The 15,972-nt window shown below is 71.7% G+C and carries 17 protein-coding genes and 1 tRNA gene; 13 read left to right on the top strand and 5 right to left on the bottom strand.

Annotation, left to right across the window (positions count from 1 at the left end; all coding sequences use genetic code 11):
* Together QZX64_RS15385 and QZX64_RS15380 are read right to left on the bottom strand one after the other, a co-directional pair.
* The coding region (locus QZX64_RS15385; RefSeq protein WP_295661488.1) for an MFS transporter at positions 1–1,622 on the bottom strand (1,622 nt) is incomplete at its 3' end.
* A gap of 41 nt (positions 1,623–1,663) precedes the next feature.
* Positions 1,664–2,350 carry a hypothetical protein gene (locus QZX64_RS15380; protein ID WP_295661487.1) on the bottom strand — a complete coding sequence of 229 codons (687 nt, stop codon included), beginning with the start codon at positions 2,348–2,350 and terminating at the stop codon, positions 1,664–1,666.
* A 40-nt stretch (positions 2,351–2,390) separates the two neighbouring features.
* On the opposite strand from QZX64_RS15380, the gene QZX64_RS15375 reads away from it, so the two are divergent.
* A complete protein-coding gene (locus QZX64_RS15375; protein ID WP_295661484.1) occupies positions 2,391–3,653 on the top strand; it encodes a deoxyguanosinetriphosphate triphosphohydrolase in 1,263 nt (420 codons plus the stop codon).
* Between the two features lie 16 nt (positions 3,654–3,669).
* Here the strand turns inward: QZX64_RS15375 and QZX64_RS15370 are convergent, their stop codons facing one another.
* On the bottom strand, positions 3,670–4,113 hold the full coding sequence (locus QZX64_RS15370; RefSeq protein WP_295661483.1) for a hypothetical protein: 444 nt from the start codon (positions 4,111–4,113) through the stop codon (positions 3,670–3,672).
* Between the two features lie 136 nt (positions 4,114–4,249).
* On the opposite strand from QZX64_RS15370, the gene dnaG reads away from it, so the two are divergent.
* The 10 genes from dnaG (at position 4,250) to QZX64_RS15320 (ending at position 11,277) form a co-directional block, all read left to right on the top strand.
* Positions 4,250–6,160 (top strand): DNA primase, encoded by a 1,911-nt coding sequence (gene dnaG / locus QZX64_RS15365; RefSeq protein ID WP_295661482.1) that lies wholly within the window; start codon positions 4,250–4,252, stop codon positions 6,158–6,160.
* Complete coding sequence (locus QZX64_RS15360) at positions 6,157–6,651, top strand: hypothetical protein (RefSeq protein ID WP_295661481.1); 495 nt, start codon at positions 6,157–6,159, stop codon at positions 6,649–6,651. Before dnaG ends, QZX64_RS15360 begins: the two co-directional genes overlap by 4 nt.
* 76 nt (positions 6,652–6,727) lie before the next feature.
* Positions 6,728–6,800 (top strand) — tRNA-Asn (locus QZX64_RS15355).
* A gap of 292 nt (positions 6,801–7,092) precedes the next feature.
* Entirely contained in the window at positions 7,093–8,172 is a 1,080-nt protein-coding gene (locus QZX64_RS15350; RefSeq protein WP_295661480.1) for a sigma-70 family RNA polymerase sigma factor, read from the top strand.
* Between the two features lie 52 nt (positions 8,173–8,224).
* Complete coding sequence (locus QZX64_RS15345) at positions 8,225–9,085, top strand: STAS domain-containing protein (protein WP_295661478.1); 861 nt, start codon at positions 8,225–8,227, stop codon at positions 9,083–9,085.
* Positions 9,085–9,495 (top strand): STAS domain-containing protein, encoded by a 411-nt coding sequence (locus QZX64_RS15340; protein WP_295661476.1) that lies wholly within the window; start codon positions 9,085–9,087, stop codon positions 9,493–9,495. Before QZX64_RS15345 ends, QZX64_RS15340 begins: the two co-directional genes overlap by 1 nt.
* Positions 9,492–9,782 (top strand): phosphatase RsbU N-terminal domain-containing protein, encoded by a 291-nt coding sequence (locus QZX64_RS15335; protein WP_295661475.1) that lies wholly within the window; start codon positions 9,492–9,494, stop codon positions 9,780–9,782. Before QZX64_RS15340 ends, QZX64_RS15335 begins: the two co-directional genes overlap by 4 nt.
* A 250-nt stretch (positions 9,783–10,032) precedes the next feature.
* Complete coding sequence (locus QZX64_RS15330; RefSeq protein WP_295661473.1) at positions 10,033–10,332, top strand: hypothetical protein; 300 nt, start codon at positions 10,033–10,035, stop codon at positions 10,330–10,332.
* A gap of 111 nt (positions 10,333–10,443) precedes the next feature.
* Positions 10,444–10,875 carry an STAS domain-containing protein gene (locus tag QZX64_RS15325; RefSeq protein ID WP_295661471.1) on the top strand — a complete coding sequence of 144 codons (432 nt, stop codon included), beginning with the start codon at positions 10,444–10,446 and terminating at the stop codon, positions 10,873–10,875.
* Positions 10,876–10,902: 27 nt separating this feature from the next.
* Positions 10,903–11,277 (top strand): STAS domain-containing protein, encoded by a 375-nt coding sequence (locus tag QZX64_RS15320; protein WP_295661468.1) that lies wholly within the window; start codon positions 10,903–10,905, stop codon positions 11,275–11,277.
* Between the two features lie 223 nt (positions 11,278–11,500).
* On the opposite strand, the gene QZX64_RS15315 is transcribed toward QZX64_RS15320, so the two are convergent.
* Positions 11,501–12,205 (bottom strand): hypothetical protein, encoded by a 705-nt coding sequence (locus QZX64_RS15315; protein ID WP_295661466.1) that lies wholly within the window; start codon positions 12,203–12,205, stop codon positions 11,501–11,503.
* Positions 12,206–12,496: 291 nt separating this feature from the next.
* On the opposite strand from QZX64_RS15315, the gene QZX64_RS15310 reads away from it, so the two are divergent.
* Together QZX64_RS15310 and QZX64_RS15305 are read left to right on the top strand one after the other, a co-directional pair.
* Entirely contained in the window at positions 12,497–12,970 is a 474-nt protein-coding gene (locus QZX64_RS15310) for a PGPGW domain-containing protein (RefSeq protein ID WP_295661464.1), read from the top strand.
* Between the two features lie 48 nt (positions 12,971–13,018).
* Entirely contained in the window at positions 13,019–13,786 is a 768-nt protein-coding gene (locus QZX64_RS15305; protein WP_295661462.1) for a hypothetical protein, read from the top strand.
* A 603-nt stretch (positions 13,787–14,389) separates the two neighbouring features.
* Here the strand turns inward: QZX64_RS15305 and QZX64_RS15300 are convergent.
* On the bottom strand, positions 14,390–15,972 hold a 1,583-nt coding region (locus tag QZX64_RS15300), incomplete at its 5' end, for a hypothetical protein (protein WP_295661460.1).

The following is a 15,972-nucleotide window of genomic DNA, read 5'->3' as shown; positions in this document are numbered from 1 at the left end:
ACCCCCGCCTCCCGGGCGCTGGGCGTGAAGCCGAGCACGACCGGGAGGAAGTGGTCGGAGCGCAGTGCCCGGAGGTGCAGCTCCTGCCTGGCCCGGACCGTCGCCGTACGCCGGGTGCGGCGCAGCAGGGCGATCTCGCCGAAGCCCTCGCCCGGGCCGAGTGTCGCGACGACGCGCCCGTCCCCGACGACCTCGGCCTCGCCCGACTCGATGACGAAGTAGCGGTCGCCGGCGTCGCCCTGCTCGAAGACGGCCTCGCCGGCCGGGACCACGACCGGCTCCAGTCCGCGAGCGAGCCGTTCGATCCCCGGGAGCGGCAGGACGCTCAGCATCGGCACCGCCTGCAGCAGCTCAATCTCGTTGTCGCGAACGTCGATCGACCGGTCCATCCCGCGCAGCCGCCGCCACGAGGCCGCAGCGCAGAGCGGGCACAGCAGGCCGACGACCACCAGCGCGGGACGGACGCCGGCCTGGTCGATGACCAGCGACGCCGCGATGGCGCCCAGGCCGATGAACAGGGCGACCACGCTCTCCAGCACCCCGAAGACCCGCGCCAGCACGTCGTCGGGTGCCAGCCGGGCGAGCAGCGTGAAGCCGCCGAGGTCGATGAGCGAGTTGCCGGCCCCCACGCAGGCCAGCAGCACCAGGGCCGCGGCCTCCTGCGGGAAGACGCCGATCAGGGCCACCGGCGTCCCCCAGAGAGCGATCCCGACGGCGAACCACGCACCCAGCCGGCGCGTGTCGACGAGCAGGGACGCGCCGAGCGACCCCAGCACCGCACCCGCCCCGATGGCCGCGGTCAGCACGCCGACACCGGGCTCGCCCGTCCCGAGCAGATCGATCGCGACCACGACGGTGATGACGGTGAGCGCACCCCGGGTGAAGGCCTGGGCGGCGGCGAGGACCATGATGCAGGCGAGGTCGCCGCTCCGGCTCACCACGCGCACGCCGTCCACGGCCGACCTCCACAGGTTGCTCCCGATCGGTGCGGCCGGGCGCGGAGGAGCGTCGTAGCGCAGCCGCAGCAGCAGCGCGGCAGCCCACAGGGACGCAGCCGCCGCCACCGCCAGCACGACGGTCACGTTCGTGAGCCCGAGCAGCACCGCCGCGAGCAGTGGTCCCACCAGCGTTGCCGCCGCGTCGAGCAGCCCCCGCACCACGTTGGCGCTCGCGAGCTCGTGTCCGGTGCGGCTGAGGGACGGGAGGAGTGCCGAGTGCGCCGGCCGGAACAGGGTGGCGGCGATGGTCGACAGCACCGCCAGCGCGTAGACGACCTCCGTCGGGCCGCCCGTGCCGACGACGAACGCGGCAGCGCCGGTGGCTGCGGCGCGCACCGTGGACACCAGGATGAGGACGCGCTCGCGGCGACCCCTGTCGGCCAGCGGTGACAGGAGCGGTGCCAGGACCGCGGACGGCACCATCCGGAGCAGCCCCACCAGACCGACGGCTGTTGCGCCGCCGTCGCGGTAGGCCACGATCCCGAGCCCGACGGTGAAGGCCCACTCCGCGGTCCAGGCGCCGAGGAAGCTCAGCTGCGCCCGCCGGAGGTGAGGGTTCCGGGCGTTGCTGGTGAAGGCAGCCGAAGCCCTGCCGAGCCTGGTCCGGACCCCGCCGACGTCCACCCGGCGACGGTACCGCCCCGTCGACCTCGCGACCATGCGGTTCAGTCGTCGAGGCCCAGCCTGGTGACCATGGCCGACACCTGGGCCGCGACCGCCTCGGGGTCGGCCAGCAGGTGCAGGTGCCGCCCCACCAGCGTGGCCGTCGGCCAGCCGAGGGCGCGTGCGGTGGCCACCTCCTCGGCGTAGGTGTCGCCGAACGCGACGTACGCCGCGGCGACCCGCTCGTGCCAGCGCGGGCTGCCTGGCAGGTCCGCCTCGAGGTAGGCCAGCGGCAGCCGCGGCTGTCCCGCCTCGACCCGGGCCCGGGTGGCGTCGTCGGCGAACAGGCCGGCCACCGACGCCGCGTCCCACCACTGCGTCCAGGGCGGAAGCAGCCCGTCGGGCCGGGCGAGCCCCCGGAGCACCTCGAGCAGCCCCGGCGGGGCCAGCGGGATGCGCTCCTCGTCGGTGGCGAGCGCTGCGTCGACGAGCACCGCCCCGATGACACGGTGGCGAGCCGAGAGCGCCGCGACGTACAGGCCGGCGTTGCTGTGCGGCACGAGGACCAGCTCGCCCTCGGGCAGGGCGGCGGCGAACGCGTCCAGGACGCCGGCAGGCGACACGGACCCGGACAGCCGGGGGTGGACGGTGGTCACCCGGCGTCCCAGCAGGCGCAGGGCCCGCGCCGCGGGGTCCCACGACGACGGCCCGAGCAGCGGGCTGGGCAGCGTCACCAGGTGCGGGTCCACCTGCGCGATGCTAGTGACGCCGTGAGTAGTGTCCCTCCCGATGTACGACGACCTGTACGACGACGCGGCGCGCGAGCGCATCGTGCTCGAGCCGCCCAAGCGCGTCGACGCACCGGTCCGGCAGCCCTTCGAGCGCGACCGGGCCCGCGTCGTGCACGCGGCCGCCAGCCGCCGGCTGGCCGCCAAGACGCAGGTCGTCGGCCCGCAGACCGACGACTTCGTGCGCAACCGCCTCACCCACAGCCTCGAGGTCGCGCAGGTGGCCCGCGACCTCGCGCGGGCGCTGGGCTGCCACCCCGACCTCGCGGAGACGGCCGCCTTGGCCCACGACCTGGGCCATCCGCCGTTCGGCCACAACGGCGAGCGGGCGCTGGCCGAGCACGCCGCCGACTGCGGCGGGTTCGAGGGCAACGCCCAGACCCTGCGGCTGCTGACCCGGATCGAGGCCAAGACCTTCGACGACGACGGGCGCAGCGCCGGCCTCAACCTCACCCGGGCGACACTCGACGCCTGCACGAAGTATCCCTGGACGCGCGAGCTGGCCGAGGCGCCGACCGGGGTGCACGGCGACGGCTCGCCCCGGGTGGTGGTGAAGTTCGGCGTCTACGACGACGACCGCCCGGTCCTCGCGTGGGTGCGGGGCGGCCTCGACGGCACCCGCCAGTGCTTCGAGGCACAGGTCATGGACCTCGCCGACGACGTGGCCTACTCGGTCCACGACGTCGAGGACGGCATCGTGGCCGGCCGGATCGACCTCACCGACCTCGACCGGCCGGCCCTGTGGGACCGGGTCCGCGGGTGGTACCTCCCGGAGTCCGGCGACGACGAGCTCGACGACGTGCTCGGCGACCTGCAGCGGCAGGCCAGCTGGCCGAGCGCGCCGTACGACGGCAGCCGGCGCGCGATGGCGGCGCTGAAGAACCTGACCAGCGACCTGATCGGGCGCTTCTGCGGCGCCGCGCAGGAGGCGACGTTCGCGGCCGGACCGGGCCCCTTCGTGCGCTACGACGCCACGCTGGTCGTGCCGCCGCGGACGCTGCTGGAGATCGGCGTGCTGAAGGGGATCGCCGCGCACTACGTGATGAGCGCGGAGGACCGGGTCGCGCTGATGGTGCGCCAGCGCGCGCTGCTGGCCGAGCTCGTCGAGGCCCTGCTGGACCGCGGCCCCGACGCGCTCGACCGGCCGTTCGCCGACGACTGGCACGCCGCCGCCGATGATGCGGGACGGCGGCGCGCGGTCATCGACCAGGTGGCGTCACTGGGTGACGCGAGCGCGGTGTCCCGTCACCACGCCCTCACCTGAGCCCGGCCCGTGCCGGTCAGGGCAGGTCGCCCTTGGGGTAGGGGTCGTCCTGGAGCGCGGTGCTCTCGGGGTTGAGCTGGTCGACCGCGTCGGTGGGGTCGCCGATCGAGCCGGTCGTGCCGGTCATGCCGGTCGTGCCGGGCGTGCCGGTCACGCCGGGCGTGCCGGTCACGCCGGGCGTGCCGGTCACGCCGGGCGTGCCGGTCGTGCCGGGCGTGCCGGTCGAGCCCGACGGCCTGACCTTTTCGGCCGCCGAGGAGGCCGCTCCCTTGACCTTGTCGGCCACGAACGGGGCCTTGTCGCGGGCCACATCGGCGGCCTGGTGGGCCTTCTCCTGCACCGTCGGGTTCTCCTTGACCCTCAAGGCGGTGCTGCGGATCTGCTCGTAGCGCTCGCGGCCGGCCCTCGTGCCGAGCACGTACCCGATGCCTCCGGCAACCAACAGGAACAACTTTCGCATGATGCCTCCATCGTTGGGTGGTGCGTGAGCCGTCCACCCTGCCCCACCAGGTGGCGACCCCGCGACACACGAAGGGGTGAAGCCGTCGTGTGGAGCGGCCGACCACGTCTCACGCGCCGCCCGTAGACTCCGCGACGTGGCAGGGCTGATCAGGGACGACGACATCGCGGAGGTGCGCGAGAAGGCGCGCATCGACGAGGTGGTGTCCTCCTACGTCACGCTGCGCAAGGCCGGCGGCGGCTCGCTGAAGGGCCTGTGCCCCTTCCACGACGAGAAGTCCCCGTCGTTCCACGTCACTCCGGGCAAGCAGTTCTGGCACTGCTTCGGCTGCGGCGAGGGCGGCGACGTCATCGGCTTCCTGATGAAGATCGACGGCGTCACCTTCGTGGAGGCCGTCGAGAGGCTCGGCGAGAAGTACGGCGTCCAGCTGCGGCGCGAGGACGGCGACGGCCCCTCGGAGCGGCCGCGCGGGCCGGCCCGGGCACGCCTGGTCGAGGCCCACCGCGTCGCCCAGGAGTTCTACGCCGAGCAGCTGGGCACGCCCGACGCGCTGGTGGCCCGGCAGTTCCTCAGCGAGCGCGGCTTCGACCAGGCCGCCGCCGCGACGTTCGGGATCGGTTTCGCTCCGCGCGAGGGCGAGGCCCTCTTCCGGCACCTCCGCGGCCGCAACTTCACCGACGAGGAGGTCGTCGCAGCGGGGCTGGTGGCGCAGGGGCGCTCGCCGTACGACCGGTTCAGGGGCCGCCTGCTGTGGCCGATCCGGGAGTCGAACGGCGACACGATCGGCTTCGGGGCACGCCGGATCTTCGACGACGACCGCATCGAGGCCAAGTACCTCAACACCTCCGAGACTGCGATCTACAAGAAGAGCCAGGTGCTCTACGGCCTCGACCTCGCCCGGCGCGAGATCGCGCGGTCCTCGCAGGCCGTGGTCGTCGAGGGCTACACCGACGTGATGGCCTGCCACCTCGCCGGGGTCGGCACCGCCGTCGCCACCTGCGGCACCGCCTTCGGCGACGACCACGCCCGCGTGCTGCGCCGCTTCCTGCACGACCACGAGGAGTTCCGCGGCGAGGTCATCTTCACCTTCGATGGCGACGCCGCCGGCCAGAAGGCCGCGCTGCGTGCGTTCAGCGGCGACCAGAACTTCGTCTCCCAGACCTACGTGGCCGTCGAGCCCACGGGGCTCGACCCGTGCGACCTGCGCATCCAGCAGGGCGACGCCGCCGTGCGCGAGCTGGTGGCCAAGCGCCAGCCGCTCTACCGCTTCGTGCTCGGCAACGTCGTCGGCAGGTACGACCTCGACCGGGCCGACGGGCGCATCGACGCGCTGCGCGAGGCGTCCCGGCTGGTCTCGAGCATCCGCGACAAGTCCAAGGTCGACGCCTTCGCCCGCGAGATCGCCGGCATGCTCGGCGTCGACGTCGACGAGGCCCGCACGGAGGTGCGTCGTGCGGCGAGCCGCCCCGTGCAGCGGCCGACCGAGCGGGCCGGCGGCCGTGCGGAGGTACGCCGCGGGCAGGAGCCCGACGCCCCGTCCGAGCCGCCTCGCCGGCAGCTGCCCGACCTGCGGGACCCGCGGTTCTCCATCGAGCGCGAGACGCTCAAGCTCGTCATCCAGCACCCGTCCGCGGTCGGTCGCAGCGCTGCCGACGTCGGGCCCAACGACTTCACGCACCCGACCTACCGAGCGGTGTGGGAGGCGGCGGCCGCCAACGGCGGTCCGGCCGCGGGCGCAGCCGACCCCGGGTGGGCCTCGCGGGTCCGGGACGCGGCGGCCGACGCGGCGGTGTCCTCGGCCATCAGCGAGCTGGGGGTGGAGCCGGTCCGCACCAGCGGCGACCCGGCGACGTCGTACGTCGACGCACACGTCTACCGCCTCCAGGAGCTCACGGCGCTGCGCCGCATCGCCGACCTCAAGTCGCGGCTGCAGCGCACCAACCCGGTCGAGCACCCGGTCGACTACAACAAGATGTTCGGTGAGCTGGTGGCTCTCGAGCAGCACCGGCGAAGCCTGCGCGAGATGGCGACGGGAGCCCAGGCGTGAGGCTGCCGTTCCGCGACGAGCCGCCGGCCGACGTCAGCGTCGGACCGGGGGAGAAGGTGCTGGCCTGGTGCCGCACCACCGACGGCGCGGTCGTCGCCGGCACCCGCGACGCGCTGCACCTCCCCGACGCTCGCGTGCCGTGGGAGCTGGTGGAGGCGGCCGACTGGGACCGGGACACCTCCGTGCTGCGGGTGGTCGAGGTCGGGGCGTGGGGCGAGCAGCGGCCCGAGCACACCTTCACCCTCGACGACCCGCGCCGGCTGCTCCAGCTGGTGCGCGAGCGGGTCACGGCGAGCGTCGTCTACCAGCGCCACGTGCCCGTCACCGGACGAAGCGGCCTGCGCGTCATCGCGCGCCGCGCCCCCAGCGGCCACGCGCCGCTCACCTGGGTCTTCGAGTACGACGAGTCGATCGACCCCGACGACCCGGCCGTGCGCGACGTCGCCGACCGCGCGCTGGCGGCCGCGCGCGACGAGGTCGGGCTCGGCTGAGCCACACGCCCGTCCGATTTTCGTCGCCCGAGACGGCCTTGCTACTCTTCTCACCGCCGCTCGTGAGAGCGGCCGGTCCCCTGTAGCTCAACTGGCAGAGCATTCGGCTGTTAACCGGAGGGTTGTTGGTTCGAGTCCAACCGGGGGAGCGGTGAGAACGGCTCGTGACCTGCGGAGACGCGGGTCACGAGCCGTTTTGCGTGTCCGGTGCAGCGGCTATGCATCGTTCACGTCCCCGCCGAGGCCAGTTCCGGATTTCCTACCCTCCCAGGTGTTGATGACGCAGCTCCTGAACGCGGTTCATCGCCGCCAGCTGGGGGTTCCTCACACACCCGTCTCGAACGCGCCGAGCTTGAGCACGGCGGGGCGCAGTCGAGGACGTCGACGTGCAGGACACGCTCTGGCCCGCGTGCACTCGGTGGGAGACGTACCCTGAGGAGCATGGCCGCTGCGCAACCCGCTGACGCATCGCCTGATCCCGACAACCAGTCGGACGTCGCCAATCTGATTCCCATGGTTCAGCGGTTCGTCCACTCACGGGTGGCCAACGAGGCGGTCGCGGACGACATCGTGCAGGAGACGCTCGTCCGGATGCTGGTGGCGGTCGAGCGCGTGGAGCCGGGGATACTCGAGCCGTATGCCATCGTCACTGCTCGCAACCTGGTGGCCTCCATGTGGAGGGAGCAGGAGCGGCATCGTCGCAACCAGCACCGGATCGTCGACCTGCGTGGGCCTGACTCACCTGACGAGAGCCTGCTGGAGCAGGAGGACAGGGGCGCCGTCGCAGAGGCTCTGGGGCGCCTCTCCGAGCGCGACCGGCGCACGCTCGTCGCCCATGAGGTCTCTGGGCAGGACACCCAGTCCCTGGCGGAGGAGCTCGGCGTGACCGCCGGTGCCGTCGCGGCGCAGCTGAACCGGTCTCGGGCCCGGCTGCGGGTCGAGTACCTCCTGGCGCTGGAGCCAGGGGGTTCGGTCACCGATCGATGTCGCCCGGTCCTGTTCGCGATGTCGAGTGGCGACCGCCGGCGTCAGCGCGAGGTCGACGCGGCGCGGCATCTGTTGGAGTGCGCCCTCTGCGAGAAGCTGAGCCAGCCGCTGCTCGCGCGGGGACAGCGCAGCGACGACCAGGTCCGCATCCGTATCCACGCCGACGCGGACATCGTCCTGGCGCGCCAGAGTGCCCGCGAAGTGGCTGCCCGCCTGGAGTTTCCACGCACGGACCTGACCGTCATCGCGACCGCTGTGTCCGAGATCGCCCGCAACATCGTCCGTTTCACCGAGGGCGGCGAGGTCGTGGTCGAGCTGCTCGAGGAGCCTCGCCGCGGCGTCCGCATCGTGGCGCGTGACACCGGCCCCGGCATCCCCGACGTCGAAGCGGCGCTCGTCGACGGCTACAGCACCTACCACGGCCTAGGCTTGGGCCTGCCGGGTGCCCGCAGACTCATGGACGAGTTCGCGGTGGTCTCCGAAGTGGGCAGAGGAACGACCGTGACCATGACGAAGTGGCGCCAGGAAGGATGATCGGCTGATGGACGAGGACTCCAGGATCGACTCGCAGACAGAGGCGGATGGCGTGACGAACGAGCACCACCGAGAGGATGAGCTGCTGCCGCAGCTCGTGGCTCACCTGCGCGAGCACCGGTCCAAGCTGCGGGAGGAATGGGCCCACCGCATCCAGGACGCCCACCTCCTGCACGCGATGACACCCCAGGAGATGGCGGTGGAGACCAAGTCGGTCTACGACAACTACGTCGAGGTGCTCGAGACCGGCAGTGTCGAGGCCCTGCAGGACTACGCCCGCGACCTGTCCGAGCGCATCATCCCGCGAGGCGTGGAGACACAGGAGGTCGTCGGGATCGTGCTGCTGCTGCGCGACGTGCTGGCGCGATCGCTGTTCGAGAAGTACCAGCGGGACTTCGCTCTGCTGAACAGGGTGCTCGACGCCTATGAGCCGGCGGCGAACCGCATCGCCAACACGGTGGCCGTCAGCTTCGTGGACGAGCGCGAGCGCGTCATCCGTCAGCAGCAGGACGCCATCCGGGAGCTGTCGACGCCCGTGCTGCCGGTGCGTGAGCGTCTGCTCGTCCTGCCGATCATCGGCGTGCTGGACAGCGAACGCGCCCGTCAGCTGACCGAACAGCTGCTCGCCGGCATTCGCACGCACCGCGCCAAGGTGGTGGTCATGGACATCACCGGGGCGCCCGATGTCGACCAGACGGTCGCCAACCACCTCGTGCAGACCGTCGACGCCTCCCGACTCATGGGAGCAAGCGTGATCATCACCGGCCTGTCACCGAAGATCGCCCAAACCCTGGTCACCATCGGAGTCGACCTGAGCAAGATGAACACGATCGGTGACCTCCAGGGCGGTCTCGAGGAGGCCGAGAGGCTGCTCGGCTACACGGTCAGCCGGCAGGACGGGTCGGCGCGGTAGTGGACACGGGTCCGGCGCTGGTCTCGATCCTGCGGCAGGGTTCCTACCTGATCGCGTCGATCCACACTGCGCTGGACGACTCCCAGATGATCCGTTTCCAGGAGGACCTGATCGAGCAAATCGGCCAGCGCCGTTCCCGCGGCGTCATCATCGACGTCGCCGCACTGGACGTCCTGGACTCCTTCGGGTCCAAGACGCTGCGCAACATCGGCGAGATGGCTCGCCTCCGCGGCGCAACCACGGTCATCGTGGGCATCCAACCCGACGTGGCGTTTGCCATGGTGTCCCTGGGGATGGGCACGGGGTCGCTCTACACCGCCCTGGACCTGGAAGAAGGTCTGGAGTACCTCGACCGGAACGTCCGCAAGGACCCAGGCGCGGTCGGTACCACCAGCAGCTCACTGTCATGACCGACCTGGCCAGGGTGCACCTCGACTACAAGGCCGCTTTCCTGCGTTACCTGCCGCGGCGCGCAGAAGCCGCACTCCATGTCGGTTACAAGCTCGGTCGGGCGGCCGTCTCCGATGGTCTGAGCATCCTCGACCTGGTCGAGGTGCACCATGCGGTCCTCCTGGAGGTGCTGGAGGACACCCGAGGTGAGGACGTGGGCCAGGTCGCCACTGCCGCCTCGGAGTTCCTCCTCGAAGCGCTGGCCACGTACGACATGACGCAGCGAGGCCTGCTGCCCGGGTCATGACGCCCCCAATGGCGCTCGATCTCGGCGAGAAACGTGCGCCGCTGAGCGCATGACGCGAGATTCGCAAAAGTTTTTTCTCCTTCTGACCCGTGACCGGCGCCCCATCCAGGGGTAGGCAGCGGTTTCGGCACGCTGGTTCGCCTCGGCACCTGGTTCGTCATCCCCAGACGGTCAGGGGGTCTTACGTGTGAAGGCCCCGAACCGCACCTCTTGGGGCGCCGAGCAGGACCAGATCAGAAAGGCTCACACCATGAGCTACGTCAAGAAGTCGGTCACCGCACTGTTCGTAGGAGCAGTTCTCACGGCTGGTGCGGCAGCGCCGGCCACCGCCGCCAACAACAAGACCGATCAGGACGGCCTCGTCAACGTCAACGTCGGCGACGTCAACCTCCTCAACAACGTCGACATCGGCGTGGCGGCGCAGGTCGCTGCGACCATCTGCGGCGTCAAGGTCGGCCCCGTCGCCGTGCTGGGCACCGCGGTGGACGCCAGCGGCGCCACCCGCACCGTGTGCACGACCGACCAGGGCCCGGTCACGATCAGCAACTGACCGTCCCCACGAGCGTGGCGACGCCCCCCGCCGCGGGCCGCCGGACGCCCTCGATCGCGGTTGCGGTCGAGGGCGTTCGCCTCGCAGGCGCCTACCAGGATCGGAGGGACCGTGGACACCGGCCCGGCACTGGTCTCGATCATGCGACAGGGGCCCAACCTCATCGCGTCGATCCACACGGCCCTCGACGACTCCCAGCTGGCCCGGTTCCAACAGCACCTGATCGAGCAGATCGGCTGGTGCCAGTCCCGAGGAGTCATCATCGACGTCGCGGCCCTCGACGTCCTGGACTCTGTCGGGTCGAAGATACTGAGCGACATCAGCGAGATGGCTCGCTTGCGGGGTGCGACGACGGTGATCGTGGGCATCCAGCCCGATGTCGCCTTCGCCGTCGTGGCGCTCGGGACGAGAACCACGTCAATCTTCACCGCTTTAGACCTCGACGAGGGCCTGGCGTACCTCGCCAGCAGCGTGCCGGGGAACGTCGTGCGTCGACGCCATGGACGGGGTGGGGGCCCTCCGGCTGTCGACCCGACTCGATGACCTGAGACGTGTCACCGTGGAGGACCCATGCAGAGCGACGACTCGTTCCACATTGCCATCACCCCGTCCGGTTCGCGATGGCTGATCCGTCTGTGCGGAGAGGCCGACTACTCTGTCGTCAGCGAGCTCAGTGCCGCGCTGGCCGCCATCGGCCTCCATCCCGGCCAAGAGGTCCACATTGACGTCGGGGACCTTCGATTCGTCGACGTGTCCTGCCTGCGCGCCCTGATCCGCTTCGCCCAAAGAGCACAGCAGGTTGATGTCACCGTGACCGTTGAGCGACCCAACCACGCGTTCACCAGAATCCACGGGATGATGGACCCCGGCGTCCTTCAGCTGAGTCCCCGGCAGAATCGTGAGCCACTCCAGCAGGCGACAGACCCACCACTGAACGGTGGGTAGCGACAGGGGCGGGCACGTCGTTGACCCGGCGGGCGCGTCCAGGGGCAGAGCGCGCCGCCTGGTCTACGGGTGCGGCGGTAGCGGGGCCAGGTCCTGACGCCGGTGGAGCGAGGCTAGTTTCGGTCCGCGCTCACATCGCCCGCTCGGGCTCAGAAGGTCGAATTCTTGCCCTGCATGCCGGTCGCAGTAGGGATATCAGACCGAGTTCTTGCGCACCGTCAGCTCATGGAGTCGAGCCGCTCCGGAGCCACACCCGATGAGGCCCCAGGGGCACGAAACCGAGCTGGGTCAGGCGGGCCAGCTCGTCGCCCTGCGCGTAGGCGGTGACGGGGTGGCCGGGGTACATCGTGTGGGCCGCGGCGAGCGCGCCGTCGACGTCGGACGAGTGCCCGTCGAGGGACCAGAGGTTCGACAGGCCGACGGTCGGGCCCGCGTCGTTGAGCACGGCGCCGGCGAGCATGTCCATCCCCTGGTAGCGGGCCAGGACGGTGAGCCTGGGATGGGACAGCGCCTCCTCGGTGAGGACGCCGGCATAGTCGTGGATGGCGCTCCAGGTCGCCAGCCTGTCGGCGGAGTCGATGACGGACCACTGCTCCGGCAGGTGCGGGCCGCGCGTCGAGGGGCCGCCGGGGTGCCGAAGCCACTGGGCCTCGAACAGCAGCGTGAAGCCGTAGGGGCTGAGGTCGAGCGTGCCGTAGGTGTCGGCCACTGAGCAGTCGGTGCGGTCGGCCACGGCGCTCGCCACCGCGTCGTCGCGAAGGTCGGGATGGAGGGTCTTGGCGATCGAGTGCCAGGGCAACGCCGGACCCGTCGACCGCCACAGGCCGTCGCGGACGACGGTCCGGATCCCGTGCATGGCATGGATGTCGTCGTACCAGGCGAGGCTGGCGCCGATGGCCTCGTCGAGGTGAGAGCGGTCAGTGGCCACAGCTGGGTCCTCGGTGTGCTGGCTGTCCGTCCCGGATCGCTCCAGGTCGGAGCTTGAGCCGCTGACGTTAGTCGGCGCGCCGGTCTCGTCGGTAGTGCTTTCGGCGCTAGTCGATGGGGGCCTGCTCAGCATGGGACGCCCGTGTCGGAGATGCGTTGTGCCCGGTGGTCCGGGGCGCTCGCTGGGTCGGGCCCCGCCTCCGTGCCGACGTGCGACCTCGATCACGCCGTGTGCGCGACTGGGGCAGCTCGACGGTGGGTACAGGTCCGGGGTCAGGAGAAGGAGCCCAGCATGACAACGAGCGATCGCCGTACGACGGAGTCCGAGCTCGAGCGACCCACTCGCCGAGAAGCCGGCTGCCCCGACTGCACCGACGGGCTGGGCCGCGCCGCGCCGGTGGAGAAGCACGGCTGGCGCGACCGCATCCGCTCCAAGCCGGGGCTCGCCCAGGCCTGGCGCATCGGGGTCTTCGTCGCCGGGCTCCTGTGCGTGGCGGTGGGCTTCGCCCTCGCCGTGCTGCCGGGCCCGCTGACGATCCCGCCGGTGCTCCTCGGGCTCTGGATCTGGTCGACCGAGTTCGAGTGGGCCCGCCGCTTCTTCGTGACCTTCAAGGCCAAGGCGAAGGCCACCTGGGCCCATGCCAAGCAGCATCCGGCCAGCTCGGTGCTGATCACCGTCGGCGGGCTCGCCGCCGCCGCAGTCGCCTTCTGGGCCGTCGGTCACTTCGCGGTGGTCGACCGGGTCAAGGACGCGATCGGCCTGTAGCCCTCGCCCGTTCCCACCATCCCGATCCCCATAGCCCCCGGAGCAGTCGTGGCCAACCCCGAAGCGATCACCGACGAGCAGATCACGAGCGTCCTGTGCACCTACGCCGGCATGGTGGAGCGTGTCCTGCGCGATCCCGGCCGGTGGCTGGGCACCGATGAGGACCCGCCGCCGACCGCCCCGCTGCCGGCACGCGCGCTCGACGCCGTGCGCGATCGGGCCTTCGGGAGCACGACCCCCGCCTCGCCGGAGTGGCGCCGCGAGCCGGTCGAGCGCCGCGTCGGCTGGTGGGTCACCCGGATCGGGATCAGCGCCGGCCTGGCGGCAGCCGCACCTCGGTTCTTCGGGGCGCTGGCGAACCGGGTGCCGCTGCAGGGCGCCCTCGGCGCGGCCGCCTCCGGCCTCGCCGTGTGCGCCACCGCCCGCGAGCACGGCACCACCGCTCCGGAGGACTGGGTGCCCCTGCTCGGCACGGTGCTCTTCGACCGCCAGCTCGAGGCTCCCGCCGGGGCCGTGCCGGGGACCGCCGAGTCGGAACGACGCCTGTCCGACGCCGAGGACGCCGACGGCGACGGCGCCTCGGGCGGCCTCACCGGCGGTGCCCGCAGGGCCGTGACGTCCATCTGGAGCCTGGCCCGTGCGCTCCTGGCCCTCGGTGACCTGCTCGACCACCGGCCCCGCGGGGGCCGCGTCGTACGGCTCCTCGGCCAGGTCCCCGTGATCGGCGTTGCCAGCGGCTGGCTGGACGAGCGCGGAGGCATCCGTAGCGCCTCGCAGGAGACGACCACCCTCCTGCGCGCCCGGGCGCGCGGCTGAGGCCACGGCTCCCTGGGAGGTCGTCGACACCTAGGGGCGGAGGTGGTCCTCGAGGTTGGACCGTGCGTGAGATCACCAGGCCGGACACTGCCCACACCACAGCGCCCCGGCCTGGTGCGACGGCGAGACCGAGGTAGTCGACGACGTAGCAGGCGAAGAAGCCGACCACGAGCCACGACTGGTGGCGCAGGCGCCCGGCAAGGGCCGGCACCACGAACGCGGTCGCGATGCTGACCGCGTTCGTCGGTCCCAGCAGCAGTCCGGCCGTCCCGCTGGAGAAGCCGGCGTCGCGGTAGATGTCGGCGAACCAGCCGAAGATCGAGAGCGCCTGCACCGACTGGAGCCCAGACAACAGCACCATCGTCCGACCGAGCCGGGTGCGGGCCACGGCAGCGCGGCGACCGCTGCGGTGGAAGGCCTCCACATCCCGCGGTGGCACTGCGCCGGGCGGAGGTCGGCTCTGCCCCCGCCGAGCCGGGGGCTTGGCCGTAGTTGGAACGTTCGCGCAACCCGCGTTGCACGAACGTTCCAACTACGAGCAGGTCAGCGCTCCCGGGTTGCGGATCGCACCCGCAGGGCCCCGGTCGCCCGCTCACGCGATCGTCAGAACTCCGCTCCTCGGGTCGTCTCCTCGGCGCGCATGATGATCGTGTCGCCGTGGGTGCCGTAGCCGAGCACGGGCTCGTAGTACTGGTTGCCGTTGAAGGTGACCAGCAGCCACGTGGTGCGTCCCCGAGAGCTGACCGGGAAGACCATCGGCCACGGGATGTTGGTCGGGTGCGGGGCGTCGAGCCGGCCGAGCTCGTTCATCTCCAGGTCGTAGACCGGGTACCGGCCGCGGATGGCCCCCGGCGAGGCGTCGCCGTTGCTCGCCATCACGTACCACCGCCCGCCGAACCGCTGGAGCACCGGGCCCTCGGTCTCGACCTTGCTGGGGTCCGCCCCCGCCAGCTCGAGCTCGGTGAAGTCGGCGCCCCGCGGGCTCCGCGCCAGCGCCGGGTAGAAGTTGAAGAACGCGCGGGCGTTGACGAACCCGACGTACCAGCGCCCCCCGATCCGCACGATGTGCGGGTCCCACTGGCCCACCGCGGCCGACGGCAGCTCGGCCAGCGGCAGCTCCAGGCGCTCGGTGCGCAGCACGTGCACCCCGCGGAGCGGGTTCTTCCGCAGCGGCACGGTCACGTAGTTGATCTGCACGACCTCGCCGCTGAAGTCGCCCCACGTGCTGTTGGCGATGATCCAGCGGTCGTTGCGCTCGTCGAGGACGATGTGGCCGGCGTGGTCGCCCAGGACGGTGTCCTCGCCGTCACGCTGGAAGAACAGGTTGGCGACCTGCTCCATCTCGAAGGTCCTCACGTCGAGCGTCCACACGCCCCAGTGGGCGGTCTCGAAGAAGGCCAGCCCGGCCTGGGTGAAGGTGAGGTAGGCCTTGCCGTCCTTGATGTACGGCGTGCCGTTGGCGCGGGTGACCAGGTGCGGGTCGCGCAGCCCGAGCTGGCCGAAGTAGCCGGCCTCGACCCCGTCGAGCACCACGGTGCCCGAGTCGGCGCGCACCCCGAAGCCGTTGCGGTAGTCGGCCAGCGCCTCGGGCTGGCGCAGGTCGAGCACGTCGCCGAGGCTCTGGCGCAGCAGGGGCCGTGGGCCGGAGCCGTCGTCGACCAGCACGACCACGGTGGTGCTGGTGAGGCCGAGCGCGAGCTGGAACGGCGCCTGCAGGTCGGCCTCCACGGTGCCGAGGGTCTGCACCGCCCCGTCGACCGCCACCTCGAGACCGGCCGTGCCGGTGGCGCGGTCGTAGAACGCGGCGACGTAGTTGCCGGCGTCCTTGACCAGACCGGCGAGCACGGCGTCCTGGGTGGCGCCACCTCCGAAGGACTGGATGTCGACGACGACCGAGGCGAACGGCGCCACCTGGTGCGTCGATGACCGGAGAAGGCTGGAGAAGCCGCCCGTGCCGGACACCTCGAGTCGGCCGTCGCGGAAGGTGGCGGTGCCGCGCGCGCCCGTGGGGGAGAGGTGCTGATACTGCGACCCGCCGCTGGTGAACCGGTCGCGCAGCTGCACGAAGCGATCGGCGACGAGGTCGAGCTGGCGCTGCCGGTCCACGACCTCGAAGTTGAGGTCGAAGGGCGTGAGGCGCCGCGTCGGGCGGCGCGCGGCGTCGGCCGCGGCGGCGGGGGAGACGG

It is taken from the genome of uncultured Nocardioides sp. (assembly GCF_902805925.1).
GTDB lineage: Bacteria > Actinomycetota > Actinomycetes > Propionibacteriales > Nocardioidaceae > Nocardioides.
Note: the sequence above shows the minus strand (reverse complement) of the source record. Positions and strands in the feature narration are given on the sequence as shown.